We start from the raw sequence: 26,812 nt of genomic DNA on the forward strand, positions 1-26,812 counted from the left end.
GGCGCGCGGATCTTCGCCCGCTTGGCGCCGGCGCAAGCGTCCGTCAGACGCTCGGCAGGATGCCTGCAGGCAGCAGGGCCGTCAGGTGACGCTCGGCGATCAGCACGCTGGCGTCTTCGATATCCGGCGCGAAGTACCGGTCCTTGTCGTAGAACGGCACCGACTGACGCAGCAGGCCGCGCGCGCGCTCCAGCGCTTCGGTGGTCTTGCCGCCTTCACGGAAGTCCATGCCCTGGCAGGCCGCCAGCCATTCGATCGCCACGATGCCCTTGACGTTGCTGGCCATCTCCCAGAGACGCTTGCCAGCGTTGGGCGCCATCGACACATGGTCTTCCTGGTTCGCCGAGGTAGGCAGGCTATCGACACTGGCCGGATGCGCAAGCGCTTTGTTGTCCGATGCCAGCGCGGCGGCCGTGACCTGCGCGATCATGAAGCCGGAGTTCACGCCGCCATTGGCGACCAGGAACGGCGGCAACTGCGACAGGTGCTGGTCCATCATCAGCGACACACGCCGCTCGGAGAGCGAGCCGATCTCGGCCAGCGCCAGCGCGAGGTTGTCCGCGGCCATTGCCACCGGTTCCGCGTGGAAATTGCCGCCCGAGATGATATCGCCTTCCTGCGCGAATACCAGCGGATTGTCGGAAACCGAGTTCGCTTCGACGCCCAGCACATCCGCCGCATTGCGGATCTGCGTCAGGCAGGCGCCCATGACCTGGGGCTGGCAGCGCAGCGAGTACGGGTCCTGCACCTTGTCGCAATGCGCGTGCGATTGGCCGAGCTGGCTGGTCTCCCCCAGCAGGTGACGATAGACCGCCGCCGCGTCGATCTGGCCGCGCTGGCCACGGGCGGCGTGAATGCGCGGATCGAACGGAGCGCGCGAGCCGAGCGTCGCCTCGACGGTCAGCGCGCCGCAAACGCTGGCCGCCGCGTACAGGTCTTCCGCCTGGAACAAACCCTGCAGCGCATACGCGGTGGAAACCTGCGTGCCGTTCAGCAGCGCCAGCCCTTCCTTGGCGGCGAGCGTCAGCGGCTGCAAATCGGCAATGGCCAACGCTTCGCGAGCCGACAGCCATTCGCCGCGATGGCGTGCCCGGCCTTCGCCCAGCAGCAGCAACGACATATGGGCCAGCGGCGCCAGATCGCCCGACGCGCCAACGGAGCCCTTCAGCGGAATGCACGGGTACACCTCGGCGTTCACCAGCGCGATCAGCGCGCTGATCACCTTGCGGCGGATGCCAGACAGGCCACGCGCCAGGCTGTTGATCTTGAGCACCATGATCAGGCGCACCAGCGCGTCGTCGATCGGCTCGCCCACACCTGCCGCGTGGGAAAGCACCAGCGAACGCTGCAGGTTCTCCAGGTCCTCGCGGGCAATGCGGGTCTGTGCCAGCAGGCCGAATCCGGTGTTGATGCCGTAGGCCGTGCGGCCCTCGGCGATGATGTTTTCGACACACGCCACGCTGCGGTCGATGGCGGGGAAGGCGCGCTCGTCGAGCGTGATCTTGACGGGCTGCTGATGCACCGCACGCAGTTGCGCGAGCGTGAGCTCACCGGGTTGCAGATGCAGGGCGAAGACTGACTGATTTTCTTGGTACGACATGGTTCAAATCCGGAGTTACTTGGAGGTGCCGAGCATCGGCAGGTTCAGGCCGTTTTCGCGGGCGCAATCGATGGCGATCTCGTAGCCGGCATCGGCGTGGCGCATCACGCCGGTCGCCGGATCGTTGTTCAGCACGCGGGCGATACGGGCGGCGGCGGCATCGGTGCCGTCGCAGACAATCACCACGCCAGAGTGCTGGGAGAAGCCCATGCCGACGCCGCCGCCGTGGTGCAGCGACACCCAGGTGGCGCCACTGGCGGTATTCAGCAGCGCGTTGAGCAGTGGCCAGTCAGACACGGCGTCCGAGCCGTCCTTCATGGATTCGGTCTCGCGGTTCGGGCTCGACACCGAGCCCGAGTCCAGATGATCACGACCAATCACCACCGGCGCGGACAGTTCACCCGAACGCACCATTTCGTTGAAGGCCAGGCCCAGCTTGGCACGCAGGCCCAGGCCAACCCAGCAGATCCGCGCCGGCAGGCCCTGGAAGCTGATGCGCTCCTTCGCCATGTCCAGCCAGCGGTGCAGGTGCGCGTCGTCGGGGATCAGTTCCTTGACCTTGGCATCGGTCTTGTAGATGTCCTGCGGATCACCGGACAACGCGGCCCAGCGGAACGGACCAATGCCACGGCAAAACAGCGGACGGATATAGGCCGGCACGAAGCCCGGGAAATCGAAGGCGTTCGACACGCCCTCTTCCTTGGCCATCTGGCGGATATTGTTGCCGTAGTCGAAGGTGGGCACGCCCATCTTCTGGAAGGCCAGCATCGCCTCGACGTGCTTGGCCATCGACTGCTTGGCGGCCTTCACCACCTCGGCCGGCTTCGTCTGCGCGAGGTCGCGGTACTTGTCCCAGGTCCAGCCGATCGGCAGGTAACCATTGAGCGGGTCGTGGGCGCTGGTCTGGTCGGTCACCATGTCCGGGCGCACGCCGCGACGCACGAGTTCCGGCAGGATCTCGGCGGCATTGCCGCACAGCGCGATGGAGATGGCCTTGCCTTCTGCGGTGTACTTCGCGATACGGGCCAGCGCGTCATCCAGATCCGTGGCCTGCTCGTCGACGTAGCGCGTACGCAGACGGAAGTCGATACGGCTTTGCTGGCATTCGATGTTCAGCGAGCATGCGCCGGCCAGCGTCGCGGCCAGCGGCTGGGCACCGCCCATGCCGCCCAGGCCCGCGGTCAGCACCCAGCGTCCGGTCAGGTTGCCGTCATAGTGCTGGCGGCCGGCCTCGACGAAGGTCTCGTAGGTGCCCTGCACGATGCCCTGGCTGCCGATATAGATCCAGGAACCTGCCGTCATCTGACCGTACATCGCCAGACCCTTGGCATCCAGCTCGTTGAAGTGCTCCCAGCTAGCCCAGTGTGGCACCAGGTTGGAGTTGGCGATCAGCACGCGCGGCGCATCGGCATGCGTCTTGAACACGCCCACCGGCTTGCCCGACTGCACCAGCAGTGTTTCGTCGTCGCCCAGTGTCACGAGCGTCTCGACGATCTTGTCGTAGCACTCCCAGTTGCGCGCGGCGCGGCCGATGCCGCCATAGACCACCAATTCCTTGGGGTTCTCCGCCACTTCCGGGTCGAGGTTGTTCATCAGCATGCGCAGCGGCGCCTCGGTCAGCCAGCTCCTGGCCTGAAGCTGATTGCCGCGCCGCGCGCGGATCTCTACGTCACGGTAACGATTGGGGGTGCTCACGGTTGTTCCTCATCCACGGTTTGTTCACGACGGCGATGACGCAACAGCGCCATCCGATGGGGTTGTACAGTATTGTATAGACAAGTTGATTTGTACTGGGGTTTACCCCGTTTTCAGGGGGGGCAGATAGCGCGGCAAAGGGGACGGGAGGGAACGGGAGTGGACCTTGCCGCACAGTGGCGCGGCAAGGTCAGGGGCTCAGCGGTGCAAGGAAAAACGAAGGGGGGCGTCAGGCGCCGGGGCCGAACCGCCCTTCCAGACGGTGACGCGACCCCGGATGCAGCAGGCGGGCGAACGTCACGACGCGCTTGCCCGACCACGTGCGGCGCCGGATCAGCAGGCACGGTTCGGCGCGCGGAATCTGCAGGAGCTTTGCCTCGTCGGCGGTAGCAACAACGGCCTCGACGATATGCTCGCCCGCCGTCAGGGGAGCAAGGCTTTGCAGATAGGCATTCGGCGTGTCGACGCTGAAGTCCTGCTTCAGGTAGTCGGGAGCCAGACCCGGATTGACGTAGCGATCCTCGATCTGCACCGGCACGTTGTCCTGGTAGTGAACGATGATGGAATGGAAGATCTTCTCGCCTTCGCGCAGATCCATCGCCACCGCGCGTTCCGGGCCGGCGGGTTCCTCGCGCACCAGGATCACCTCGGAATGATGGCGATGTCCGCGCTCCGCGATCTCGTCCGCGATGTTGTTGACCTCGAGCAGCGAAGACTGCATCTTCGGCTCCGCCACGAACGTGCCCACGCCCTGCATTCGCACGAGCCGGCCTTCGGCGGTGAGTTCGCGCAACGCGCGGTTGATCGTCATCCGGCTGGCACCGAACTGCTCCACCAGTTCGTTTTCGGACGGCACACGATGATGCGCCGGCCACGCGCCCGTATCGATCTGTCGGGTGATCATCTGCTTCAGGCGCAGATAGAGCGGCATTGGCGCGTCCTCGGCACTGCTGTCCATCGTCAGCTCAGGCGTTTGACGCGGCATTCTTGGGGTTCTCCAGCTCCGGGCAAGGATAAAGCGCGAAGCGTTGACCGATTCGCGCACCTATACATGATTAGACAATTGCCAGCATTATCGCAAATGCCGGGCAATTGGTATTCGCTCCTCGCGTGGGGTAAAGCCGGGCATGGAAATGCCCGGACTGCCGACGCAAGAAACCCCGCGCCTCGACTGCGAGACGCGGGGTCCTTGGCCGGCGACTGGCGCGCCGGGATCGGCCTGGTGGTCGTACTTAGTGGTCGTACTTAGTGGTCGTACTTAGTGGTCGTACTTAGTGGTCGTACTCCACGCTGGTACTGAAACTCAGATCGAACGTGTCAGACCAGCTAAGGTTCGCGAACGACATATCGCTCGTGCCAGTCGCCCCGGCAACCGCCGGAAACGCGGCCCCCTGATCGCCCGGCACCAACACGTTGACCACCGTATTCGCGGCCGCCGGCTTGGCACGCGCATTGCCGCTTACGAATACCTGCGGGGCGCCACCGATGGTTGATCGGATCTGCACGTTGGTCTTTTTCACGAACGGCACACCCGATGCAGAGGTCCAGCTCATCGGGAATGTGGCCCCGCCAGCGAACTCCGATCCCGAGCCGGGCGTCAGGGCATCACGCGCGGTCTTGCTGACGTCCTGCCACGCATACTGGCGCAGCGTATCCGGCGACGGCGGCGGTGTGCGCAAACGCACCGCGTAGGTGTAGGCCGGCGCCGCCGCATTGCCTTTCTGGTAGATCGCGAAGGTGTAGACACCGAACGGCACCACGTTCGCGAGTTCCGTGGCGCTCAACTGCGGATTCGAAAACGCGGCGTTGCTGCCCGGCCATTTGAACTGCGCCTGAGCGGCCGGATCCTGGGCAACGCCGGCCAGACGGTAGCTGTTGCGGCAGCTGTTCAGCTTGCTCGAGTACTTGCCCGGAATCGCGCTGGCGTCCACACCTTGCATGTCACCCGGCGCAAGCTGCGCGTGGATATTGAGCGTGTCGCACGCACCGGTGCTCGGCTTGAGCAGCACCCCTGCACGCAGCCCCGGGCCTGTCACCACGGCAAAATCGACGGGTACATTCTGGTCGTCCGTGATACCTACCTGCAAACTCAGCGAACTGACGAAGGCATTGGTGCCGGTGGTCGCCTTGGCGGTGTTCAACCAGTCCCAGCGCTGCGCATTGCCGGTGACCTTGCTCAGCACGTGACGCTGGTTGCCGACCAGACGCCAGCCATTGTCGCTAGTCGTCCGAGCCGACGGCTGCAACGCGATCTGCGCGATCTGCTGCATGCCATCGCGGATGCCGTCGGCGCGCGTCCAGGACACCTTGATCCAGACCTTGTCGGCCGCCTGGACCCGGATGACCTCCGGCAAGCTGAAGACGGCGCCAGTCATGCCGTCGTCCCCAACGATACTGGAGCCCAGGTCCTGCTCGGCATTCGCGCCGTTGCTAAGGTAGCTGCTGGGCACACCCGCCGTCAGCGCGCCCGGCGTGACATCGTCGACGATGATCTGCGCACAGGCGGCCACGTTTCCGCTCAACCTGGCAGAAGCTGTCGTCGACGCCGCGAAGCACTGGTTGAACGCCGCCTGCAGCCCGGCAAGATCGCTCGCGCTAGGCAGGCTCGAAACCGGCGCGCCGCCGATCGTGGCCACGCCTGGCAGGCTTGCCGTGTCGGCCGCCGTCGGGGCCACACCGGGCGCAAGCTGGAGCATCGTCGGCGTATCGCTCGATGCTCCCGCCACCGATGTCAGTTGCACGCCGCCATTGGGCAGCACGTTGACCTTCAGCTGATCGAGCAGACGGTCCAGCCCGGGCGCACCGGCCGTCAGCGGACCGGAGATCAGATCCACGCCGGTGTTGCCGGTCGCGGCCAGCAGAGCGGCCAGCGCATCCGAGTACGCCTTCACCGTGGTGCTGATCGACGATGCCGTGACCTTGGACTGCAGGAGACTGGTATCGGCCAGCAACTTGGTCGGGTTGTCGCCGATGATCGTCGCCGCAATCGCGTTGGTGAGCGGCGTGATGTTGATCGTCTGGGTGCCAGCCGTGGCGCTCAGGCTGATCAGCGTGGCCTGCGAGTCGGCTACGTTGCCCATGGCGGCCAGCACGAACGGTGCGGTCAGGCCGGTCACATCGCACTGGAACGAGCCAGTGGTGGCGTCGGCCGGGCAGCTTGCCGACTTGCCCGAGGCGTCCGTCAGCGTCACCGTGGCGCCTTGCATCGCCGCGCCGGTCGCCGCAACGCCGCTGACGACCTGCTTGGTGGGCGCGGTGGTGCCCGGTGGCGTGGTTGTGGTCGTGGTCCCCCCCGTTGAAGAATCGCCACCACCACCGCATGCCGACAAGGCAAGCACCGCGATGCAAAGCGCAATGGGCGTGAGCTTCATATTTCCCCTTCCGTGCTGTCTGTATTGAAAAAACACTCTCGATCCGACTCAGAGCACGCAGATCCCCGTGGCCTTCGAGTTCGGGCCGATGGTGCTCGTGTCGAAATTCGTGATGTAGGGCAGCCCCGTTGCGCAGGCGATGACCCACGTGACCTGATTGTTGACGCGGGTCCCCAGGATGACCTGGGTGTTACCGGCGCCCAGGCTATCGGCGCCCTGCCCATAGACGTAGCCGCTCGGGCTAAAGGTGGCGCGCTGGCCCTTGCACGCGAACAGCGAGCCTGTGTCTCCGTCCGGAGCGGCGTAGAGGTTGCAGAACGTATAGGAAATCGTCCCGCCGCACGTATTGGTGATCGTCGTGCTGCCCGATGCGTTGTGGCCCATCCGCACGCAGTTCATGGCACTGACACCGTACTTGAGGCCGCCAGACCCGGAAGCGCCACTGTCGACCGTGGCGCTTCCGCCCGTGCCGGTCGACGTTCCCGCACTGCCTCCACTGCTCGACCCACTGCCGACATACACCCACAGGCCCGTCGCGTCGCCACCGGCGCAATTCTTGTAGGCGAAGCCATAGCTGGTGGTCGCGCTGGGATTCACCGTGACGTTCATGCCACTCGCGAAGGTCTTGGCGTTCGTGAACCAGTCCGCCTGCGTCACGGAGGTATCGCATTTCGCGGTCAACACAACGTTCGTCCCCGCCGGCACCGGGTTGTCCGCCGAAGTCGCGGGAGAGCTCGATACCGTGCACTGCGGCTTGGCAGCCGTGCACGATGCGGCGGGCGTGGCGTCGGTGGCGCTGCCCGTCCCCGCTGCGTCGCCGCCGCCCCCGCACGCGGCGATGGTCACGGCAAGGAAGCCGTATAGCGTGGCTGCGGCGAATCTCCTGGTCTTTGTCATGGCTCGATCTTCCCTTCCGGCTGTTGTCTTGTTTTGTGCCGGCGAGCGTACGTGGCAACGGCCGGGGGCGCATCACCAAGATTGACGATGACAAGTGCGACCGTTTTGCCCATCTCCCCCGGTCGGCCCGCCGTGGACGCCGTGGCCGCCGTCGCTGGTGCAGGCGTGTATCGGTCTGTCCGGAATCCCCGGGGCATATACATTGCGATACAAATCCCCCCGCCCGCCGCTACATGCCGGTTACTTGCGCCACGTAGAGTCATGCACAGGTTGATCACACACACAGGAGCAGGAGATGCCGGAGATCGTCAATTTGCCTCGACGGGGCTTTATGGGAGTTGTGGCGGCGACGCTGGCCGCGGCGCAATTCGGGGGGGCGCAGACGGCCCGGGCCCAGACCAGCCAGTCGAAGGCAACGCCACTGCCCCAGCCACTGCCCCGGCCGGGCACTCATACGAGCTTTGCGCCGATCAAGCAGATCAAAGCCGGCGTGTTGAACGTCGGCTATGCGGAGGCTGGCCCGACCAACGGGCCCGTCGCGCTGTTGCTGCATGGCTGGCCGTACGACATCTACAGCTTCGTCGACGTGGCACCGCTACTGGCGGCACGGGGCTATCGCGTGATCATGCCCTACCTGCGCGGCTACGGCACCACCAGCTTTCTGTCATCCGACACCATGCGAAATGGTCAGCCCTCGGCGATTGCCGCCGATATGATCGCGCTACTGGATGCGCTCGGCATCCAGAACGCCGTGGTGGCCGGCTTCGACTGGGGCGCGCGCACCGCCGACATCATGGCCGCGCTGTGGCCAGACCGCTGCCGGGGACTGGTATCGGTCAGCGGCTACCTGATCGGCAGCCAGGCCGGCGGCAAGGTGCCCCTGCCGCCCGAGGCCGAGCTTCAGTGGTGGTACCAGTTCTACTTCGCCACGGACCGTGGCCGCGCCGGCTATCAGAAGTACACCCACCAGTTCGCCAAGCTCATCTGGAAACTGGCATCACCGAAGTGGGATTTCGATGACGCCACGTTCGAACGCAGCGCCGCCGCGTTCGACAACCCCGACCATGTCGACATCACGGTGCACAACTATCGCTGGCGGCAAGGGCTGGCCACCGGAGAAGCCCGGTTCGACGGTATCGAGAAACGGCTCGCCACCGCGCCCACCATCAGCGTGCCCACCATCACCATGGAAGGCGACGCCAACGGTGCGCCGCATCCCGAGCCAAGCGCCTATGCCAGCAAGTTCACGGGACGGTACGAACACCGCAACGTGACCGGCGGGATCGGCCATAACCTGCCGCAGGAAGCGCCCGCCGCGTTCGCGCAGGCGGTGCTCGACGTGGACCGGCGCTAAGGCACGGTGCCTTCACGGTGCAGGCGATGGGCAGGCGTCATGGCCGCCCATCCCCAATGCCACCTACCTCACCAGGGCTCGAGACGCCAACCTTGGCCGGTTGCCAGCAGACGATCCGTCAGGCCGAGGTTTTCCATGAACCCATCGTCGTGCGACACGACGATCAGGGTGCCCTGGTAACCGCGCAGCATGCTTTCCAGCGATTCCAGCGAAGGAAGATCGAGGTGATTGCCGGGCTCGTCCAGCAACAGCAGTTGCGGCGCGGGATCGGCGTAGAGCACGCAGGCCAGCGCCGCCTTCAGGCGCTCTCCGCCGCTGAGCGCGCCACTTGGCGCCATGATCTTGCGTGCGTCCAGACCAAGTTGCGCCAGTCGCGTGCGCAGGTCGGCTTCTGGCGCAATGCGATTGGCGATCTGCATGTGTTCGAGCACCGTGAGCGCCGGGTCCAGATCGGCCAGCCGCTGGTCGAGATAGACGCAAGCCGCCGCAACCTTGAATGTGCCTGCCAATGGCTGTAGTTGGCCGGCCAGCACCTTGAGCAGCGTGGACTTGCCACATCCGTTCGGCCCGATGACGCCCACGCGTTGTTGCCGGGTCAGCGTCAGGCTGATATCGCGCGTGGCGGCCGGCACGAATGGCAACGCTACGGCATCCAGTTCGGCCAAACGCTGCGTGCCAGCGCCCACTGGCGTCGCAGCGAAAACGATTGGCGCGTCGATTTCCACCTGTCGCGCCGCCGCCCGCACACGTTCGTCGAGTTGCTCCCGGGCCGCGACCTGTTGCTGGCGCAGCTTGCCCGCTGACGTCTCGCTACGCGCCTTCTGCCGATCGAGCAGGATCTTTGCCTGATTGCCGTCCTGGCCGTGCCGGTCGCCGCGCGCCTTGCGCCGGGCCTGCCGATCGGTCTGCTCGCGCATGGCCTGCTCCTTGCGCTTGCGGTCGCGCTTGCTCTGCTCGAGCTGATCGAGCGCATTGCGCCGGTCGTGGGCCTTGCTGCTGGCATAGAACGAGTAATCGCCACCATAGCTGCGCAGCCCCAGCGCGGAAAGCTCGGCGATACGCGCCATCGACGCCAGCAACTGCCGGTCGTGACTGACGACGATCAGCCCGCGCGGCCAACGTCGCAGCTGCTCGATCAACGCCTGCCGGCCGGCCCGGTCCAGGTGGTTGCTCGGCTCGTCCAGGATCAGGAAGTCAGCCTCCGACAACCATGCGCCAATCAGCGCGACGCGCATCGCTTCGCCGCCACTCAGTGCGCGGGCTGGTGTCGCCGCGTCCAGATGACCGAGACCGTTGCGCTCCAGTTCCTGCCGCAGCCGCTGACCGATATCCCATCGGTCACCCAGTACATTGAAGTCCTCAGTGGCGATGCTGCCGGCTTCGATACGCGCGAGCGCGTCAAGCGCATCCTGCACGCCGGCCAGAGAGGCCACGCAAGCCTCCGCGGCGGGCGTCACCTGCTGGGCCAGGTAGCACACGCTGCCAGAGCGCACACAACGCCCCGTGGCCGGCTGCAACTGCCCGGCCAGAATCCGCGCCAGCACGGTCTTGCCAGCGCCATTGCGCCCGACCAGACCGGTGGGCTGCTGGTCAAACTGCTCGTCGAGATCGGAGAAAAGTGTTCTGCCGTCCGGCAGGACAAAAGACACGCCTTCCAGCGCGATGTAAGGATTCGTCATGCGTATTCCAGAGATGCCAGTACCTCCCCCTGCTCGTGGGGAACCAGTGGAGACTAGCCGTCATGCAGACGGCGGCATCAATGGCGCATGGGACGAATACCTCGGTGATGGGTTGAAGGTGCGTAGTGTAACCGCGGTCGGCATCGCGTGCAGAAGGGCACTGACCGGGCCGCCCGGCCAGCGCCCACGCTCGTTACAGGCTCACGGTGGCGTAGCTCAGCGTCTTCGGCGTTTTGACGATGACTTCCGGCACCTCGCCAACGACGACGGTATCGTCCAGACGGAAGCCACCCAGGCCGTACACATACAGTCCCGGCTCGGACGAATAGACTTCGCCAGCGAGCAGCGGCCGGGTGTTGAACGCCATATCCTCGGGATACTCGTGCAGCATCAGGCCCACGGCATGGCCCGTCCGGTGGAACACGTAATCGCCACACCCCGCGCTTTCGATCACCGCCTGCGCGGCAGCATCCATGTCGCAGACACGCCGCCCCACCACCGCCGCAGCCACGGCGGCATCCGTGGCCCGCGCCGCAACGCTGTAGAACCTGGCCTGCTCATCGCTGGGCTGACCGCAGAACCATGTGCGCTCGTTCTCCACGTAAAGGCCGTTCAATCTCGGCAATACAAGGTTGACGATGGTGTCGCCCTTCGCGATGCGCGAGCCGCACGCTGCGCCGTCGCCATGCGGGGACGCCGAAGCGGGGCCGGTGAGCGTCCAGCATTTCATGATCTCGAAGTCCTCTCCCGCGAAACGTCGCGCAGCCTCTTCCACCATCAACGCCGCCATGGCGTGATCGAGCTCCTGCACCAGCCGGCCGGGACGAATGTTCTCTCGGTAGCGGTCCTGAACCCAGTCCGTCAAGGCCGCGAGGTCACGCATGATCTGCAGCTCCTCGGCGTGCTTGACCCAGCGCAGGCTGCGCATCTCGGCCATTGCCGGACGCAACGTCATCTCGGGAAGATAGCGCTGCGCGCCGGTCAGGATCGGATGCTGAACGTCGACGGCGATGCGCGACATCCCGAGGCCTTTCGCGGCCAGCAATGCGGCCACGACTTCAGGCAACTGCGACGGCAGCGCCAGCCGGTTGGCCACACGGGGGTGCTCGGCGTAGTACGTCACGTCCGAGAGCCACACCGTGCCCTTCTCCGTAGCAAACCGCATGTGGTTGGTCGATAGCTCGTTCATCACGGCGAACGTCTCGCCGTTGCGCGGCACGACGACGAACACGGGGCGCTCCCATGGCCACACGTCGAGCTGGAAATTGGTCGCGTACTGGAAAAAGTCCGGCGAGCCGAGTACCAGCGCATCCACGCGCAGGCGGTCCATCAGGCGATGCATCGCGGCCAGGCGATAGTCATGCACGGCTTTGGTCAGATGTGGCATGGTCTTCTTATCAGAGCGGTCAGGGTAATCAGAGAGAAATGTTGAGACGGCGGATGACGGGCCCCCAGGCATCGGCGTCGCGCTTCATGTAGCGCTCCACCTCCGAAGGCGGGCCCTTGATCGCATCGAGGAACTGGAAGCCCAGCTTCTCCTTGAACTGCGGATCGTCCTGGATGTGGTTGATATCGGCATTGATCTGCTGCACCACCGCTGGCGGCGTGCCGGCGCGGGCGACGATGGCATACCAACCCGGCACCTGCACGTCATAGCCGAGTTCCTTGAAGGTAGGCACCGAGGGCAAGGCCGCCAGTCGCCGATCGCCAGTGACCGCCAGCGGGACCAGCTTCTTGCCCGCGATAAACGGTTGCACGCCGGCTACCACGTTCATCATCACCGGCGTCTGCCCGTTCATCAGGCTCGTCGAACCGCCCGTGCCATTGAACGGCACGTGCTGCATCGTGATGCCAGTGCGCTCCGCCACCAGTTCCATTGCCAGATGCGTGGAGTTGCCGATACCGCCCGACGCGAAGCTGATCTCGCCGGGTCGCGCCTTGGCAAGGCGCACGAAGTCCTGCAAGGTCTGAACATGCAGCGACGGCGATGCCACGAACACGAATGGCGAGTTCGCCAGCATTGCCACGCCCGTCAGGTCCTTGGCCGGCTGGTAGGGGAGCTTGGGATAGAGGTACGGGTTGAAGCTGAGGTTGGAAACACCCGCGAAGAACAGCGTGTATCCATCGGCCGGCTGCCCCAGTACGTATGAAATCGCCAGCGTCCCATTCGCGCCCGGCTTGTTCTCCACGACCACCGGTTGCTTCCACGCCTGGCCGAGCTTCTCGGCCAGCGCGCGCGCCAGTACGTCATTCCCCGTGCCGCCGGCCTGCGGCACCACCAGCCGGACGGGTTTCGTCGGAAATGTCTGTGCCTGTCCGATCAGTGGCAGCACCATCGCCACAGCCATGCTGGCCATCCTTCCCATTAGTTTTCGCAGATCCATGTTGCTTCCCGATGAGTTCTCTCGCCGCCACGATCGGTTGCGATGGCGAGGAATGTACCATGTGGTACATGCATGCCGGAAATTGGGGTTTACGTGAAAACGTGGGCATTGGATCGGGTTGGTGCGTGGTAGTGGCCCTGCATGGGCAACGCAAGGCGCCGGAAGTCGAAACGCGCTCAGGCAGGAGGCCGCCGTGTGATGTGGTTGTCGTGTGCGCGGGAGTAGACCCGGCAACGCGCTTCCTCAAGGGTAGCGGGATCGCGCTCGAGAAAGGCGACGTTGCCGTAGACGAGTTGCTGCAGACGAATGTGCCGAACGTCTGGGCAGCCGGCGATGTCACGAGCTTCCGCGATCCCGTCTTCACTCGCCGATCCGACGAGCCATCGTCGCGTGACTACGACTTCTCCAAGACGGCCATTCAGGCCAACCTGGCGCAGGGATATGCGGAGGTCACGGTGGTGTTGGGGCCGATTTCAAACGTAAGTGATGGTGTGGTGGTAAGGCTGGGCGATTCGGATGAAAGTGTCACGGGGGATGTGCCAGACGGTGTCATGCCGTAAGCACTGGCGACGATGGGGACATCGTGATTTGACAGACACTCGCCGCAGGAATCTCCGATGGGCGCCCGCTATGCGCCCTTCCGCCCCTTGCCAGGCGTCGCCATCTTGCTCGCGAAGTACTTGAGCGCGGCAGTGGTGCCCTTGCGGTCCCCGGTCGTGATCAGGTCCAGTAGCAGCCCTCGCATCGTGGCGACTTCTACCCGCGCGTAGAGTCGGGCCTCTTCCTCGCTAATGTTCATGCTTTGCTGCAGACGCTCGGCCAGCATCGAAGTCCAGCTACCGACGACGTCCTCCAGGAAACCGCTGAAGCGATCGCGATCGCGGATCGCCCTGCCGTAGATCTCGAACAGCAACTGCATCACTGGCAGATAGCCCGGCGCGGAATAGCGGTCCCATGCGGCTTCCATCGCCGCGCCGGTATCCTTGCCGCCCGAGAACGCGCGCATGCGCGCCTGCTGCTCGGTATGTCGCACGCGAAACAGCAGCGCCTGCCAGAAGCCATCGGCAGAGCCAAAGTAGTAGATCAGCATTCGATGGCTGGTGCCCAGCGCATCCGCGACATTGCGCAGCGACAGGTCTCCCAGACCGTGAGCCAGCACGTGTTCTGTGGCGGCATCCAGCAGTTGAACGGCTTGCTCGCTGGATGAGCGGTCCGCGGCGGTGGTTTTGGCTTTCGGCATTCGCTGGGCTCTTGGTTGACGCGGCCCCGGCATGGAACGCCGTACCGCAGCGCGTCAATGTACCACGCAGTACATCATCAGACGCCCCTGGGAGACTCGCGGGACGACACCCCTTCCGCGATCCCGAAGGCTCGATTTGTGAATCGTGAATTCCATTGCTCTGGGCAGCGGCCTATCTTAGGGCGCGATCCGCGCTTCCGCGCATCGACACAGAACGACAAGAAACTGAACGGCACCGTCAGCCCAGCCATGTGCGCGAGCGCCGGACAAGGAGACAGGCATGACCATCAAGATGGGCGGGGCGCGTCTGGCCGCCGCATGGGTTGCGGCATCCGCATTGTCATTCGGCATGGCCGGTACCGCGCAGGCCGCCTGGCCTGAGCGGCCGATCCGGTTGATCGTGCCGGCCGCCGCGGGCGGCACCACCGATATCGCGGCCCGCCTGGTAGGCAAGCGTATGAGCGAGATCCTGGGCCAGCCGGTGGTGGTGGACAACCGTGCCGGCGGCGCCGGCATCATCGGCTCGCAAGCGCTGCTCCTGGCGCCGGCCGACGGCTACACGCTGATGATGGGTAACATCGGGCCGAACGCGATCAACTACGCGCTGTATCGCCAGTTGCCCTACAAACCCCAGGATTTCGCGCCGATCACGATGGTGGTCTCCGTGCCAAACGTGCTGGTGGTCAATGCCAAGGTGCCCGCGCGCAACGTCGCGGAACTGGTGGCGCTGGCGAAGTCCGAGCCGGGCAAGCTGTCGTTCGGGTCGTCGGGCTCGGGCCAGTCGGTGCACCTGTCGGGCGAGCTATTCAAGAAGCGCGCAGGCATCGACATCATCCACGTGCCCTACAAAGGCGCGGCGCCTGCCGTGGCCGATCTGGTGGCGGGCCAGGTGACCATGATGGTCGACAACCTGCCCAGTTCGTTGCCGCAGATCCAGGCTGGCAAGCTGCGCGCGCTGGCCGTGACCAGCGGGACGCGGGTGGCCGAGCTACCTGAGGTGCCGACGATGAAGGAAGCCGGCTTCGACGATTTCCAGGTGACGGCGTGGTTCGGCCTGGTGGCACGCGCCGGCACACCACCGGCGGTGATCGCGCAACTGTACAAGGCTGCGGCAACGGCGCTGGCCGAACCGCAGATCAAGTCGCGACTGGCTGAACTTGGCGGACAGGCGGGCGGCGACACGCCCGAGCACTTCGGCCAGTTCATCGAACAGGAGCGCCAGCGCTGGGCGCGGGTCGTCAAGGACACGGGTATTCCGCAGCAGTAACCGCATCACCGTATCCCAGTCTCATCGGTAAAGGAGTTCTCATGATCGACAAGATCGCGCCCTCGCTCGCCGCCGCGGTGGCGGGCATTGGCGACGGCGCCACGGTGCTGGTCAGCGGCTTCGGCGGCTCGGGCATTCCCGACGAACTGCTCGATGCCTTGCTGGCCCACGGCGCGCGCGACCTCACCATCGTCAACAACAACGCCGGCAACGGCGATGCCGGCATTGCCGCGCTGATCCGCGCGGGCCGCGTGCGCAAGGTCATCTGCTCGCACCCGCGTTCGAACAATGCCGAGGCGTTCATTGATGCGTATCGCGCCGGCAAGGTCGCGCTCGAGTGCGTGCCGCAGGGCACGCTGGTGGAGCGGATGCGCGCCGCGGGCGCCGGGCTCGGGCCGTTCTTCACACCCACGGCGTATGGCACCGCGCTGGCCGAAGGCAAGGAAAGCCGCGTTATCGATGGCACCGGCTACGTGCTGGAACAACCGCTGCACGGCGACTTCGCGCTGATCAAGGCGCACCGTGCCGATCGCTGGGGCAATCTGACCTACCGCTATGCAGGTCGCAATTTCGGGCCGGTGATGTGCACTGCCGCGCGGCACACCATCGTGCAGGTCGACGAGATCGTCCCGCTGGGCGAGATGACGCCGCAACACGTGATGACGCCGGGAATCTTCGTCCAGACAGTGGTCCTGGCAACATCGGGAGACAGCCATGCATGACACCCTGCCCCGCCTCGGCACGCTGCCGCGACTGAGCCGCGCCCAGATGGCGCGCATCGTCGCCCATGACATTCCCGATGGCAGCGTCGTCAATCTCGGCATCGGGATGCCCACGCTCGTATCCGACCAGTTGCCCGACGACCGCGAGATCGTGCTGCACAGCGAGAACGGCATTCTCGGCATGGGTCCGGTTATCCGCGAAGGCGAGACCGACCCGGACCTGATCAACGCCAGCAAGGAGCCGATCAGCCTGATCGCCGGCGCGTCGATCTCGGACCACGCGGTGTCGTTCACCATGATGCGCGGCGGGCATATCGATATCACTGTGCTGGGCGGATTCCAGGTCGCGGCCAACGGCGATCTGGCCAACTGGTCAACCGGCGAGCCCGATGCGATTCCTGCGGTGGGCGGCGCGATGGACCTGGTAGTGGGCGCGGCCAGGCTGTTCGTGATGATGGAACACGTGACGCGCGACGGACAACCGAAGATCGTCGAACGCTGCAGCTATCCGTTGACGGGCATCGGCGTGGTTGACCGCATCTATACCGACCTGGCCGTGATCGACGTTCGGCCCGGCAAGCCATTGCTGGTGACCGGCCTGGTCGAGGGCGTGTCGTTCGAAACGGTGCAGGCGCTATCGGCCGCACCACTCACGCTGGCGACCGACTGCCGCGTGCTAAGGCCAGGGCGCTGAAAGCGTCGACGGATCGGGCAGGATCACCACCAGAACAAAAAAGGGGACAAGCATGACCAGGATGACAACCGGAAAGATGAGCCTGACCGCCCGCATCGCGCTACGCGTGCTGCTAGCCACCACCGCCATTGCCGCCCTGCCGCTTGGCGCTCACGCAGCGGATGCGTGGCCATCCCGCCCGATTCAGTTGCTCATTCCCTACCCGCCCGGCGGCAGCGCCGACCTGCTTGCCCGCCCGCTCGGCGCCAAGCTTCAGGAGCGGCTGGGCCAGCCCATCGTCCTAGACTATCGTCCCGGCGCGGGCGGCACGATCGCCACGCAGGCGCTGGCCCGCAGCAAACCCGACGGCTACACGCTGATCATGGTGCTGGCCGCGCACGCGATCAATCCGAGCCTGTATCCCAAGCTGCCGTACGACACGCGCAAGGACTTCGCGCCGGTCTCGCTGGTGGCCAACCTGCCGTTGATCCTGGCCGGCAGCCCGTCGCTCAAGGCGCGCAACGTGCCCGAACTGATCGCCGCCGCCAAGGCCGCGCCCGGCACCATTACCTTCGGCTCCGCCGGCAACGGCAACACCGGGCATCTGGCGGGCGAACTGTTCGATTCGATGGCGGGTGTCAAGATGACCCACGTGCCATACAAGGGTAGCGCCCAGGTGGTCAACGCCATGCTTGCCGGCGATATTCAACTTACGTTCGACAGCATCTCGACCTCGATGCCGCAGATCCGCGCCGGCCGCATGACTGCGCTGGCCGTGACCAGCGCCAAACGCGCCGCGATGGCGCCCGATGTGCCGACGCTGGCCGAGGCTGGCGTGCCCGGCTTCGACATCAATGGCTGGTATGCCATCCTGGCCCCGGCCGGCACCCCGCGCGCCGTCGTCGACAAACTCAGCAGCGAGATTGCCGCCGTGCTGACCCAGCCGGAACTCCGCTCGCAACTCGCCGCCAATGGTTACGAGCCGGTGGGGTCCACGCCGGCCGCCTTGGGCGCGCACATCGACGCCGAACTGGTGCGATGGAACAAGGTGGTGCGTGAAGCGGGCGTGAAGCTGGAGTAAGGACGCCAGCCTCAGCCCTCAGTCCCCTGCCTTGGGGACCGGATCGAGCACGAAGTCGTAGCGTGCTTCACGAAACGGCCCATCAAAGCCGAAGCGCCGCGCCAGCGGATGGTCGGCGGGCCGCTCCTCGTAGGCCACCTGCAGCGATGGCTTGACGCCGAACACCGCGTCCGAGTCCAGATACGGATCGGCCTGGTTGAACAGGTGCGTGACCAGCCGGCGATGGCCCGGCGCATCGATCATGAAATGCAGGTGTGCCGGCCGCCACGGATGCCGTCTGGTAGACGTGAGCATCTGGCCGACCGGCCCGTCGGTCGGAATCGGATAGCTCACCGGCACGATGGTGCGGATGGCGTAGTCACCCTCGTCGTCGGTGCGATAACGACCACGCAGGTTGCCCGTAGGCTGCGCAGTGTCCTGGCCCGAGTACATGCCGTTCTCCGCGGTCTGCCAGATGTCGAGCACCGCGCCACGCAGCGGCGTGCCATCGGCGGAAAACACCCGACCATGAACCAGCGCCGGCGTGCCTGGCGTGAGGGCCATGTTCTCGCCTGCCGAACGGTCGGGCATCCCGGCGATGTAGAACGGGCCGAATACGGTGGTTTCGGTAGCGCCCGTGGACTGCCGGTGGTTGATCGCATCGACCAGCATCGACACACCCAGCGTGTCCGACAGCAGGATGAATTCCTGGCGGACCAGCCCGTCGCACATCTTGCCGGTATCGGTCAGGAACTGGATGGCGGCGAACCACTCCGCTTCCGTCGGCTCGCACTCGCGCACATAGGCGTGCAGGTGGCGCACCAGCCCTTGCATCAGCGCGCGCAGGCGAGGGTCGGGCGTGTCGGCGAAGCGCGCGACGACCTGCTCGGTCAGCGCGGCTTCGGCGGCTGCGTGGGGCGTTGCCTCCATAGTGTCTCTCCTTTGTGTTGGTTGCCGTGCGCCGATCGCTCTCAGGCCGGGCTCTCGCCGCGCCAGGCGCGTTCCAGCAACGCCCGGATCGGCTCGCGCTCGACCGGCCTCGGGTTGTAGTAGGGATTGGCGCAGGCCAGCGTGGCCGCCTCGTCCAACCCATCCTCGCGCATACCGATGGCCGACAACGCCGTGGCGATACCCAGCGACTGGTTCAGCCGGAACAGCAACGGGCCGGCATCCTGCGCGCGTTCGCCACCCAGCGCCCGCGCCACGCTTGCCAGCGCAAGTGGCGCGGCGGCGTGGTTGTAGTGCGCGGTATGCGGTAGCAAGGTGGCGTGGGTCTGCGCATGGGGCAGGTTGAAAGTCCCGCCCAGCGTGTGGCAAAGCTTGTGATGGATCGCCATGCCAACCGAGCCAAGGCAGGCACCCGCCAGCCACGCGCCGTACAGCGCGTCACCACGGGCGTCGATATCGTCCGGCCGCCGCACCACGGTGGGCAAAGCCCCGGCCAGCGCGCGGATCGACGCCTCGGCCATCAGGCTGATGATCGGGTTGGCGTCCTCGGCGTATATCGCCTCCACCGCGTGCGCCATCGCATTCATGCCGGAGGCAGCGGAAATCTCCACCGGCAACGTCAGCGTCAGTTCGGGATCGTAGAGGACCGTGCGCGGCAGCACGCGCGGGTCGCGGCCGGTCTGTTTCAGGCGTCCTTCGGTCAGGCCGTAGATCGGTGTTACCTCCGATCCCGCGTAGGTGGTCGGTACCGCGATGATGGGTTGCCCCGAAACGAGGGCGATGGCCTTGCCAAGCCCGATGGTGGACCCACCGCCAACCGCCACGTAGCAGTCAGCACCCAGCCGCGCGGCCTCATCGCGTGCGGCGTGAGCCACCTCCACCGGCACATGCATCACCGCCTCGCTGTAGACGCCCGCGGAGCACTCCCCCAGCAACGCGGCCACCCGCTCGCCGAGTGCCCGATGCCCGGGCGTGGTCAGCACCAGAGCCCGCCGCGCGCCTAGCCGCAGCACCTCCTCGGGCAACGCCGCCAACCGGCCCGCGCCGAAGACCACCCGCGACGGCGTGGCCTGATAAACGAACGATTCCATCCCCTCTCCCAAGGCATCAACCCACCGAATGCGCTTCAGTGTAGTCCTGCTTCGCATGACGCACATGCCGGGCGAGCGGGCGACCGAATCGCCCGGTTCACACCTGACTCAATGCGGCAGGACGGTTAGGCCCGTGGCGCCGCTGGAAGTCGTCCTGCGCTCGCTCCGGAGTACGCCGTTCTGATCGAACTCGAACAGCACCGTCGACGACAGGATGTCGCCGCCGGCGAACAGCGGACCGATAAAGGGAAGAAAGCTCTCCGGATGCGGCTTCGAGGTCGCATACGCGTAGACCAGCACGATCGCCCCGTCGCTGGTCGTCGCCTGCGAGGTTGGATTGCCGAGTTGCCCGGTCACGTCGTCGAGGGTGGAGAAGCCCAGGATGAAGCTCTGCATCTGCTCGGGCTTGACATCGATACCAGTCGATACGCAGGCGGCCATGAGGCCGCACACCGCAACCATTGCGTAGAACCGGTTCATATCGTCACCGCCCTGCTTCCTGGGCCGTGACTGCAGACGTGCTGGTCGTCGTGGCCCGAGTCTGGCCGGGCAATACGCCCAGTCCATCCCGTACCTCAAGCATAGAACTTCCGAGGCCCAGGAAAAACGCCCGCAAAAGCGGGCGTCAATGCAGGTGCCAGGTCCGTGGAGCAACGCCAACGGCGTTGCAGACGCATCTCAATGCGATTCCACGTGGCGCTTGAAGTTGTTCAGGATGGCCTGCCAGCCTTGTTGCTGCTGCTCGACCGGGTACTCCGTCTCGGCGACGAAGCTCACCCGCACCGTGACCCCCTGCGGTGCCTCGAGGAACTCGACCTTGGCAGCCCGGTCCCCGAACGCGTATTCGATCAGCTTGTTTTCCACGACCTTCGTGTAGGTACCGGCGAAATCGAAACCCATACTGCCGTCCTTGGCCTCCATCCGCGAAGAGAAGGCACCCCCCTCCCGCAAGTCAACCGTGGCGGCCGTGGTGTGCCAGTCGTCGGACGCGGCATTCCATTGCTTGATGTCTTCCGGCGTCGTATAGGCGTGCCACACCTTTCCGACAGGCGCTGCAACAGTGGTTTCAACGGTAACGTTCATAGACTCTCCCGACTCTCGTTCAAGGCCTCGGCTTGCGCCGTCAAGGCTGGCTCGCCATCCCGGGTGGCAATCAGCGCTTTCGGCGCCAGCGGGATCACGGCCAGGATCAGCCCATACACGGCGGTGGTGGCAATCACGCAGTAGGTGAATCCGTGCGAGGGCACGCTATTGTAGATCCAGGAGCCCAGCAGATCGCCAGCGCGCCCCGAGAGCGCGAGCACCCCGTCCACCAGCATCATCAGGGTGCCTTGCAGGCCGGGCGGGCACGACCGCATCGCAAGGTCGAGATAGGCTGCCGTGGCGATGCCGCCCATCAGCCCGATTGGCGCGGCCAGCACCAGCGCAAGGTCGGCGGAATGGATGAACGCCAACGGGACCATCTGCGGCACGGCGATGATCGTGCCCCACCAAAGCAGCCTGTTCAGCGCCACCCGCTTGCACAGATAGCCATAAAGCAGGAACGTCGGCACAAATGCGGCAGCGAAGATGCCGTTGTAGTACGAGTAAACGGAGTCCGACGCGTGCAATTCGTTGGTCAGGTAGAACTGCAGCGGCGTGGCCGAGCCCGGGGCGAAGTTCCACAGAAAGCAGATCAGCACTGCCGGATAGACGGCCTTGTGTCTGACCAGCCGCCTGACGTTCCCGACGAAATCGGTGGCGCGGGCCAGGGGCCTGTCATAGATCTGGCCGAAGACCGACGGGGGTTTCCAGAGCGCTAGCGCGACGATCAGCAGATTGACAATCGCCACCAGGAAGAACGCTTCCGCCGCCGCCAGATGGTCGGAAACATAGCCGGAAGCAAAGGCGCCCGCCACGACCGGAACGGACCCGATCACGTTCCACAGCGCGCTCAGGCGGCCGGACATGAGCTTTTCCTGGCCGACCAGGGCGATCAGCCCCTGATAGGCGGCCGCGACGAACCGGAATGCCAGCATGGCCATCAGGGTCCCGGCCAGCAGCCCGGTGTACGAGAACCCCGAATACGCCATCCAGACGCAGGCCAGCGCGGTCATCGGCGCGAATATCAGGAAGTAGCCGCGATCCCGTAACCCGAGCGGGTTCCATTGGTCCCGCGCCAGTCCGAAAACGAACGCCACATAGACGGGGATGCCCGTCACTAGCCGAAATGTGGAGATCTGCGTTGCCGTCGCGTGCAACTCGTTCTTGAGGACATACGACGTCTGGATATCGACGAGCGCGCCAGCCGGCGTCGCCAGATAGATGAACAGGGTCAGCCAACCAAAGTACAGCAAGGTTCGGTCGTTGCCCTCGGAGCCCTGATGACCTGAAGCGGCCAGCATCGTCGTATCCACGCGGCAAGACTGCGATGGTGATTCGCTCTGGTCCTGCGACCGGAACGGCTAGCAGCACGGCGCCTTGGAGTGCCCGTGACAGCACACGGCGGCTGCTCGAAATAAGTGTAGGTAAGAAAACGTGGTCGCACCGCGCTCAGGTGTCCGCCCCTTGATCCCGCCGCATGGGTGGGTTTCCATTCACGCCGGGCGGCGACGAAGTAACAGGAAGCCCAGAATGCCCAGTATCGGGCCCGGCAGCAGAATCCAGGAAGTCTTCAACCCCAGTTCGCCGAGGTATGTGGACGCCAGCGCAATGGACACCACGGTCAGCGCGAATCCGATCGAATTCTGAATGGCAAGCGCGCCCCCAACCAACGTTGGCGGGCAGGCCCTGGCCGCCAGGGCCGAGAACTGTGGCGAGTCCGCAATGACGGTCGCCCCCCAGACCAGGAAGAAGAACAGCAGCCAACCCGGCGATAGCGCATCGGCTGCGAATGGCAAGAGCAGGCAGCAGGTGCCGGAGATCGTCAACGCGCCCAGCGCCACGCCGGCGCTATCCACCCAGCGGGTCAGCAGGCCGCCCGCAATGCAGCCAAGGGCGCCGATGCCGATGATCGCGAATGCCAGCGTGGAAATACTGAGTCCACCGAAAACGGACGGCAGCGACGAGCGGGCGACGAGCATCGGCAATACCGTCCAGAACGCGTAGAGCTCCCACATATGCCCGAAGTAGCCCACCGCCACCGCTCTGAACCGGCGATCGCGAAAGGCGCGCAGCGGATTGCCGGGACTTGGCGCACCATGCCGGCGCACCGGCAGATGCGGCCCATTGCCCAGGCAGAGCACCAGCACCGCCGCCGCACAGGCCAGCACCGACGAGCCCGCCATGACGTACTGCCAGGGCCACTGGGCAGCCGCGATACGCAAGCCGTGTGGCAGCGCGGTCCCCAGCGTCAGCATTCCCACCAGCAATGCCAGCGCCGCGCCCGCCCTGTCCGGCGCCCAACTGATGACCAGCTTCATGCCGATCGGATAGATTCCCGCCAGGCACACCCCTACCGCGAACCGAAGCGCGATGGCGGCAGAGAAATCACCGGACAGGCAGGCGAACCACGCGTTGAACCCTGCCCCGAGCAGGGCCGCCAGACCGAAGATCCGGCTCGCGGAGAACCTGTCGGCGAGCCCCAGCAAGGCGAAAGCCATGGTGCCGAGAATGAACCCGGCCTGGACCGCCGCCGTCAGCGTGCCGATGTTGGCTGCCGTCAGCCCCCACGTCCGAACGAGGTCGTCGGCGGCACTGTTGGCGCTGAACCAGAGTGACGTGCCGAACAGCTGCGCAATGGCGATCGTCAGCACCGGCGAGAATTGAACGGATCCCCGTTTCACGGTTGTGTTCGATCCGAGCCTGCGGGATTACCGCTGGGCGACGTCCGGGGTGCTGCGATGATCGATATTGAGCTGCATGAATACCAGGTCGAGCCACTTGCCGAACTTCATGCCAACCTCCTTCATCAGGCCGACCTGCTCGAAGCCAAGCTTCTCGTGCAGGCGGATCGAACTGGCATTTCCGGCCTCGATGGCGCCCACCATGATGTGCTTGTTCAGGTCGCGCGCGCGCTCGATGAGCGCCTTCATCATCAGGCCGGCAATGCCCCGGCCCCGCTGGTCGTTCCGGATATAGACCGAATGCTCCACCGTATGGCGGTAGCCGTCGAAAGCACGCCAGTCGCCAAACGACGCATAGCCCACCACGGCCCCCACCTCGTCCTGCGCAACCAGCACCGGAAAGCCCGCCTTGCGGCGCGCGGCCAGCCAGTCCTTGCGATTGTCCACGTCGACCAGCACTTCGTTCCAGATCGCCGTGGTGTTCGCCACCGCATCGTTATAGATCTCGCAAACCGCTTCCATGTCGTCCGGCGTGGCATCGCGAATCGTGATTTCTGACATTGTTTACCCCTTGTTTCCTGTTCCACCTTTTCAGGCGCAGACGCAAGCATCCGCTACCTCTTCGACCTTTGCAATCGGGCACATCGCAAGCCCTGCCCAACTGGTAGCCACCGACGTGACCGCCCGCCGGCTTGACATCGCGCATCTGGAAGCCCCGATCAACGTGGACGTCACGTCCGACCCCGAGGTCGGTGCCCACCGCGATATCGATCATCTCCCCGGAAATGATTGACGAAAGCGCTTCTGCTCGCACCTTTGCGGCTGATAACCTACCTTTGTCAGAATCGCCCGAGCCGGCCGTGAAAGATCAGAACGCTACAGAATCCGTCCGCATCCGCTTGATCAAGGCCGCGCTGGATGGCGTCCTCGCCGACGACTATCACCACGTCACGACCCACCGCATTGCCCAATTCGCCAAGGAGAATGAGCATGACGTTCCAGATGAACGCAGGTGCCGTGCGCCGATTCGCCAAGGCCATGAGGTTCGGCGCCTGGCTTCAATCGATCACTGAGAGGATGACGCCAGCACCTTTCCGGCTGGTGCAGATCGGCTCGGCCTACTGGCAATCGAAAGCGCTCTACGTGGCGGCGAAGCTGGACCTGGCGACTGTCCTGGGAACGACAACCCTGACGGCATCTGCGCTGGCCAGCCGGGTCGGCGCCAATGAAGATGCGCTCGGACGCCTGATGCGATTGCTTGCAGCCATGGGCATCTTCGAGGAAACGGCCCCCATGGTCTTCCGCAACAACAAGCTCTCCCGGTGCCTGGCGAGTGACGATCCCCAAAGCGTCCGGGCCATGATCCTGATGCACAACTCGGAAACCATGAGCCGCCCATGGTTCGAGCAACTGGAGGCCGGCATCCGCAGTGGCACGCCGCCGTTTCAACTCAGCCACGGCGAGGACCTGTTTGATTACCTGGACCATCACGCCGATTTCGACCAGCTTTTCTCGGAAGCCATGAACAGCGTCGAGGCACTGGCTGGCGACGGCTTTGCCACGGATCTGGATTGGGCCCGGTTCGACCGCATCATCGACGTTGGCGGATCACGGGGCACCAAGTCGCTGGCGATCCTGCGACGCCATCCCAGGTTGACGGCACTGATCGTGGATCGGCCCCAGGTCATCGAGGAAGCCCAACGCTACTGGGCAGAGCACCATGCGGATGGCCTCGAACGCCTGCAATTTCAGGCTGCGGATCTGTTTGAAAGCCTGCCTGCAGCAGGTCCGAAGGATGTCTACCTGTACTCGGCCGTCCTGCATGGCTTTGACGACCCTACCTGCGTGCAGGCATTACTACGGCTGCGCGAAGCCATCGGCAACAGCGGCGCCCGCGCGGCAATCCTGGAGATCGTTGTTCCGGAAAAAGGCGCCGACATCTCCAGCGCATCGTTCGACATGCAGATGTTCGTCGGCAGCCGGGGGCGCGAACGCACCTTGACCGAATGGAAAGCCATCATTCAAGCCGGCGGCCTGACGCTTGAAGAGGTCGTGCGTCTCCGGTCGCTCGGGAGCATTCTGGTGTTGCGTGCGGGGTGAAGAGGACGGTTGCGTTGAGAATGTCGAGCTGGTGCGTTTGGGTCCCCGACGCTACGGAATTCGGATTGAGTACGAAGAAAGCGCACTGATGTACTGCACCCCTCCCGAGGCCGTCGCTCCACGAGTTCTCCCCCTTGCGGCAGATGCACCATACACTGTATATTTGTACAGTATCTCGACTCAGCAGCCCCCGGCCCGCAGCGACGGACCGCCTCCCCCAATTCCTTGACGACCAATTCCATGTCCCAAGACGACACCGCCTTTTTGGAAGACGACACCTCTCAAATCCATGAGCCCCGGCTTTGGCGAGACAAAGGCTGGACGGCGAAGGTGGTGAAGAACGAGGACGGCGAGGGGTGGGCGGTCGAGATGTTCCGCGACGGCAGCGCGGAACCTGCCCTCGTTGGCCCGTGGACAATGGGCAGAAACAAGGTCGATCCGAAGCCGCTCGACGCAGCCGCACACCAGACATTAGTGAAGACGGCATCCGAGGTCATCCGCCGGCACGAGCAGCAACTGCACGCACGGCTCAACAAGCAAGTCTCCATCGAGATCGCCTCGCAGCTCGTGAATGTCAGGCTGGCGATCACGCCAGACGAATTCGAGCCGTTCGGCACACTGACGGCCATTGATTCGTTCGGGGACGTTCTCGCAAGCGTCAATGTGCAACCGGACTTTCGTTTGACGACGGAAAGCGCAACAAGATGGGCCGATGGCGGATTTGGTCAGATCCGGCATTGACGGGGTAGCCAGAGTGACCCCTCAACATACACACCTGGATTGCAGACAATACGAAGATCGCACCTCAAAACCGGAGCCGAGCTTCGCGCAGCTTGGTGAGTTGCACTGAATCTGCCACTAAGGGTGCAAATCAAAAGCGTAGGGGCTCCGTGCGAGCGCGGTACTGCTCTATCCACCTTACAGACTGTGCGATGCCTCCGAATGGAAAGAAATGCAGGCTCACCAT

26 protein-coding genes are annotated in these 26,812 nt (G+C 64.8%); 10 read left to right on the forward strand and 16 right to left on the reverse strand.

The genetic code is table 11. The annotated features are described in order from the left end of the window. Positions 1-43 precede the first annotated feature (43 nt). From hutH to WD006_RS13460, 5 genes are all read right to left on the reverse strand, one after another. Entirely contained in the window at positions 44-1,600 is a 1,557-nt protein-coding gene (gene hutH / locus WD006_RS13440) for a histidine ammonia-lyase (RefSeq protein ID WP_029306513.1), read from the reverse strand. A gap of 15 nt (positions 1,601-1,615) precedes the next feature. After that, positions 1,616-3,295, reverse strand: coding sequence for a urocanate hydratase (gene hutU / locus WD006_RS13445; protein ID WP_011519461.1), 1,680 nt, complete (start codon positions 3,293-3,295; stop codon positions 1,616-1,618). Between the two features lie 229 nt (positions 3,296-3,524). Beyond that, complete coding sequence (gene hutC / locus WD006_RS13450; RefSeq protein WP_008651975.1) at positions 3,525-4,280, reverse strand: histidine utilization repressor; 756 nt, start codon at positions 4,278-4,280, stop codon at positions 3,525-3,527. Positions 4,281-4,566: 286 nt separating this feature from the next. Continuing rightward, positions 4,567-6,666: a hypothetical protein gene (locus WD006_RS13455; RefSeq protein ID WP_029306514.1), complete on the reverse strand. Its 2,100-nt coding sequence runs from the start codon at positions 6,664-6,666 to the stop codon at positions 4,567-4,569. Positions 6,667-6,714: 48 nt separating this feature from the next. Further along, the gene (locus WD006_RS13460) at positions 6,715-7,563 is read right to left on the reverse strand and encodes a hypothetical protein (RefSeq protein ID WP_035831927.1); all 849 of its coding nucleotides are present in this window, start codon (positions 7,561-7,563) and stop codon (positions 6,715-6,717) included. 295 nt (positions 7,564-7,858) lie between these two features. On the opposite strand from WD006_RS13460, the gene WD006_RS13465 reads away from it, so the two are divergent. Further along, positions 7,859-8,917: an alpha/beta fold hydrolase gene (locus WD006_RS13465; RefSeq protein WP_029306516.1), complete on the forward strand. Its 1,059-nt coding sequence runs from the start codon at positions 7,859-7,861 to the stop codon at positions 8,915-8,917. 68 nt (positions 8,918-8,985) lie between these two features. Here the strand turns inward: WD006_RS13465 and WD006_RS13470 are convergent, their stop codons facing one another. From WD006_RS13470 to WD006_RS13480, 3 genes are all read right to left on the reverse strand, one after another. After that, positions 8,986-10,596 carry an ABC-F family ATP-binding cassette domain-containing protein gene (locus tag WD006_RS13470; protein WP_029306517.1) on the reverse strand — a complete coding sequence of 537 codons (1,611 nt, stop codon included), beginning with the start codon at positions 10,594-10,596 and terminating at the stop codon, positions 8,986-8,988. A 193-nt stretch (positions 10,597-10,789) separates the two neighbouring features. Beyond that, positions 10,790-11,983: a M24 family metallopeptidase gene (locus WD006_RS13475; RefSeq protein WP_029306518.1), complete on the reverse strand. Its 1,194-nt coding sequence runs from the start codon at positions 11,981-11,983 to the stop codon at positions 10,790-10,792. A 28-nt stretch (positions 11,984-12,011) separates the two neighbouring features. Beyond that, positions 12,012-12,944, reverse strand: coding sequence for a Bug family tripartite tricarboxylate transporter substrate binding protein (locus WD006_RS13480; RefSeq protein WP_223277367.1), 933 nt, complete (start codon positions 12,942-12,944; stop codon positions 12,012-12,014). Positions 12,945-13,039: 95 nt separating this feature from the next. Here WD006_RS13480 and WD006_RS13485 point away from each other — a divergent pair, with 95 nt between their 5' ends. Next, positions 13,040-13,540, forward strand: coding sequence for an FAD-dependent oxidoreductase (locus WD006_RS13485; protein ID WP_375199045.1), 501 nt, complete (start codon positions 13,040-13,042; stop codon positions 13,538-13,540). 68 nt (positions 13,541-13,608) lie between these two features. Here WD006_RS13485 and WD006_RS13490 read toward each other — a convergent pair whose 3' ends face one another. Further along, positions 13,609-14,220 (reverse strand): TetR/AcrR family transcriptional regulator, encoded by a 612-nt coding sequence (locus tag WD006_RS13490; protein WP_029306520.1) that lies wholly within the window; start codon positions 14,218-14,220, stop codon positions 13,609-13,611. Between the two features lie 280 nt (positions 14,221-14,500). On the opposite strand from WD006_RS13490, the gene WD006_RS13495 reads away from it, so the two are divergent. The 4 genes from WD006_RS13495 (at position 14,501) to WD006_RS13510 (ending at position 17,963) form a co-directional block, all read left to right on the forward strand. After that, positions 14,501-15,487 (forward strand): Bug family tripartite tricarboxylate transporter substrate binding protein, encoded by a 987-nt coding sequence (locus WD006_RS13495; RefSeq protein ID WP_029306521.1) that lies wholly within the window; start codon positions 14,501-14,503, stop codon positions 15,485-15,487. Between the two features lie 41 nt (positions 15,488-15,528). Further along, complete coding sequence (locus tag WD006_RS13500; protein ID WP_011519471.1) at positions 15,529-16,209, forward strand: 3-oxoacid CoA-transferase subunit A; 681 nt, start codon at positions 15,529-15,531, stop codon at positions 16,207-16,209. Continuing rightward, the gene (locus WD006_RS13505) at positions 16,202-16,903 is read left to right on the forward strand and encodes a 3-oxoacid CoA-transferase subunit B (RefSeq protein WP_029306522.1); all 702 of its coding nucleotides are present in this window, start codon (positions 16,202-16,204) and stop codon (positions 16,901-16,903) included. The genes WD006_RS13500 and WD006_RS13505 overlap by 8 nt, the downstream gene beginning before the upstream one ends. Positions 16,904-16,964: 61 nt before the next feature. Beyond that, positions 16,965-17,963 carry a Bug family tripartite tricarboxylate transporter substrate binding protein gene (locus WD006_RS13510; RefSeq protein WP_375199048.1) on the forward strand — a complete coding sequence of 333 codons (999 nt, stop codon included), beginning with the start codon at positions 16,965-16,967 and terminating at the stop codon, positions 17,961-17,963. 18 nt (positions 17,964-17,981) lie between these two features. Here WD006_RS13510 and WD006_RS13515 read toward each other — a convergent pair whose 3' ends face one another. The 7 genes from WD006_RS13515 to WD006_RS13545 all read right to left on the reverse strand — a co-directional run bounded on the left by WD006_RS13515 (position 17,982) and on the right by WD006_RS13545 (position 24,306). Then, positions 17,982-18,872, reverse strand: coding sequence for an intradiol ring-cleavage dioxygenase (locus WD006_RS13515; RefSeq protein ID WP_029306524.1), 891 nt, complete (start codon positions 18,870-18,872; stop codon positions 17,982-17,984). 41 nt (positions 18,873-18,913) lie between these two features. Further along, positions 18,914-19,981, reverse strand: coding sequence for a maleylacetate reductase (locus WD006_RS13520; protein WP_029306525.1), 1,068 nt, complete (start codon positions 19,979-19,981; stop codon positions 18,914-18,916). Between the two features lie 108 nt (positions 19,982-20,089). Next, on the reverse strand, positions 20,090-20,461 hold the full coding sequence (locus WD006_RS13525) for a hypothetical protein (RefSeq protein WP_008651998.1): 372 nt from the start codon (positions 20,459-20,461) through the stop codon (positions 20,090-20,092). Between the two features lie 198 nt (positions 20,462-20,659). Next, entirely contained in the window at positions 20,660-21,064 is a 405-nt protein-coding gene (locus tag WD006_RS13530) for an SRPBCC family protein (RefSeq protein WP_029306526.1), read from the reverse strand. Next, positions 21,061-22,365, reverse strand: a complete 1,305-nt coding sequence (locus tag WD006_RS13535; protein ID WP_008652000.1) for an MFS transporter — start codon at positions 22,363-22,365, stop codon at positions 21,061-21,063. The genes WD006_RS13530 and WD006_RS13535 overlap by 4 nt, the downstream gene beginning before the upstream one ends. Positions 22,366-22,557: 192 nt before the next feature. Continuing rightward, positions 22,558-23,745: an MFS transporter gene (locus WD006_RS13540; protein ID WP_029306527.1), complete on the reverse strand. Its 1,188-nt coding sequence runs from the start codon at positions 23,743-23,745 to the stop codon at positions 22,558-22,560. Between the two features lie 27 nt (positions 23,746-23,772). After that, positions 23,773-24,306 (reverse strand): GNAT family N-acetyltransferase, encoded by a 534-nt coding sequence (locus WD006_RS13545; protein WP_029306528.1) that lies wholly within the window; start codon positions 24,304-24,306, stop codon positions 23,773-23,775. Between WD006_RS13545 and WD006_RS13550 the strand changes: the two genes are divergently transcribed. The 4 genes from WD006_RS13550 to WD006_RS13565 all read left to right on the forward strand — a co-directional run bounded on the left by WD006_RS13550 (position 24,293) and on the right by WD006_RS13565 (position 26,586). After that, the gene (locus WD006_RS13550) at positions 24,293-24,538 is read left to right on the forward strand and encodes a hypothetical protein (RefSeq protein WP_141192926.1); all 246 of its coding nucleotides are present in this window, start codon (positions 24,293-24,295) and stop codon (positions 24,536-24,538) included. The genes WD006_RS13545 and WD006_RS13550 overlap by 14 nt on opposite strands. Next, on the forward strand, positions 24,531-24,818 hold the full coding sequence (locus WD006_RS13555; RefSeq protein WP_152567199.1) for a hypothetical protein: 288 nt from the start codon (positions 24,531-24,533) through the stop codon (positions 24,816-24,818). The genes WD006_RS13550 and WD006_RS13555 overlap by 8 nt, the downstream gene beginning before the upstream one ends. A gap of 4 nt (positions 24,819-24,822) precedes the next feature. Continuing rightward, the gene (locus WD006_RS13560) at positions 24,823-25,845 is read left to right on the forward strand and encodes an acetylserotonin O-methyltransferase (protein ID WP_227874120.1); all 1,023 of its coding nucleotides are present in this window, start codon (positions 24,823-24,825) and stop codon (positions 25,843-25,845) included. A 240-nt stretch (positions 25,846-26,085) separates the two neighbouring features. Further along, complete coding sequence (locus WD006_RS13565) at positions 26,086-26,586, forward strand: hypothetical protein (RefSeq protein ID WP_011519481.1); 501 nt, start codon at positions 26,086-26,088, stop codon at positions 26,584-26,586. Positions 26,587-26,812 lie beyond the last annotated feature (226 nt).

This window comes from Cupriavidus sp. Met-2, assembly GCF_049843575.1.
Classification (GTDB): Bacteria; Pseudomonadota; Gammaproteobacteria; order Burkholderiales; family Burkholderiaceae; genus Cupriavidus; species Cupriavidus metallidurans.

Excerpts from the sequence above, each read along its gene's own strand:
- hutH (WP_029306513.1), bottom strand. The coding sequence starts at position 1,600 with ATGTCGTACCAAGAAAATCAGTCAGTCTTCGCCCTGCATCTGCAACCC.
- hutC (WP_008651975.1), bottom strand. The coding sequence starts at position 4,280 with ATGCCGCGTCAAACGCCTGAGCTGACGATGGACAGCAGTGCCGAGGAC.
- WD006_RS13455 (WP_029306514.1), bottom strand. The coding sequence starts at position 6,666 with ATGAAGCTCACGCCCATTGCGCTTTGCATCGCGGTGCTTGCCTTGTCG.
- WD006_RS13460 (WP_035831927.1), bottom strand. The coding sequence starts at position 7,563 with ATGACAAAGACCAGGAGATTCGCCGCAGCCACGCTATACGGCTTCCTT.
- WD006_RS13465 (WP_029306516.1), top strand. The coding sequence starts at position 7,859 with ATGCCGGAGATCGTCAATTTGCCTCGACGGGGCTTTATGGGAGTTGTG.
- WD006_RS13470 (WP_029306517.1), bottom strand. The coding sequence starts at position 10,596 with ATGACGAATCCTTACATCGCGCTGGAAGGCGTGTCTTTTGTCCTGCCG.
- WD006_RS13475 (WP_029306518.1), bottom strand. The coding sequence starts at position 11,983 with ATGCCACATCTGACCAAAGCCGTGCATGACTATCGCCTGGCCGCGATG.
- WD006_RS13480 (WP_223277367.1), bottom strand. The coding sequence starts at position 12,944 with ATGGCTGTGGCGATGGTGCTGCCACTGATCGGACAGGCACAGACATTT.
- WD006_RS13485 (WP_375199045.1), top strand. The coding sequence starts at position 13,040 with ATGTGGTACATGCATGCCGGAAATTGGGGTTTACGTGAAAACGTGGGC.
- WD006_RS13490 (WP_029306520.1), bottom strand. The coding sequence starts at position 14,220 with ATGCCGAAAGCCAAAACCACCGCCGCGGACCGCTCATCCAGCGAGCAA.
- WD006_RS13495 (WP_029306521.1), top strand. The coding sequence starts at position 14,501 with ATGACCATCAAGATGGGCGGGGCGCGTCTGGCCGCCGCATGGGTTGCG.
- WD006_RS13500 (WP_011519471.1), top strand. The coding sequence starts at position 15,529 with ATGATCGACAAGATCGCGCCCTCGCTCGCCGCCGCGGTGGCGGGCATT.
- WD006_RS13505 (WP_029306522.1), top strand. The coding sequence starts at position 16,202 with ATGCATGACACCCTGCCCCGCCTCGGCACGCTGCCGCGACTGAGCCGC.
- WD006_RS13510 (WP_375199048.1), top strand. The coding sequence starts at position 16,965 with ATGACAACCGGAAAGATGAGCCTGACCGCCCGCATCGCGCTACGCGTG.
- WD006_RS13515 (WP_029306524.1), bottom strand. The coding sequence starts at position 18,872 with ATGGAGGCAACGCCCCACGCAGCCGCCGAAGCCGCGCTGACCGAGCAG.
- WD006_RS13520 (WP_029306525.1), bottom strand. The coding sequence starts at position 19,981 with ATGGAATCGTTCGTTTATCAGGCCACGCCGTCGCGGGTGGTCTTCGGC.
- WD006_RS13525 (WP_008651998.1), bottom strand. The coding sequence starts at position 20,461 with ATGAACCGGTTCTACGCAATGGTTGCGGTGTGCGGCCTCATGGCCGCC.
- WD006_RS13530 (WP_029306526.1), bottom strand. The coding sequence starts at position 21,064 with ATGAACGTTACCGTTGAAACCACTGTTGCAGCGCCTGTCGGAAAGGTG.
- WD006_RS13535 (WP_008652000.1), bottom strand. The coding sequence starts at position 22,365 with ATGCTGGCCGCTTCAGGTCATCAGGGCTCCGAGGGCAACGACCGAACC.
- WD006_RS13545 (WP_029306528.1), bottom strand. The coding sequence starts at position 24,306 with ATGTCAGAAATCACGATTCGCGATGCCACGCCGGACGACATGGAAGCG.
- WD006_RS13555 (WP_152567199.1), top strand. The coding sequence starts at position 24,531 with ATGATTGACGAAAGCGCTTCTGCTCGCACCTTTGCGGCTGATAACCTA.
- WD006_RS13560 (WP_227874120.1), top strand. The coding sequence starts at position 24,823 with ATGACGCCAGCACCTTTCCGGCTGGTGCAGATCGGCTCGGCCTACTGG.
- WD006_RS13565 (WP_011519481.1), top strand. The coding sequence starts at position 26,086 with ATGTCCCAAGACGACACCGCCTTTTTGGAAGACGACACCTCTCAAATC.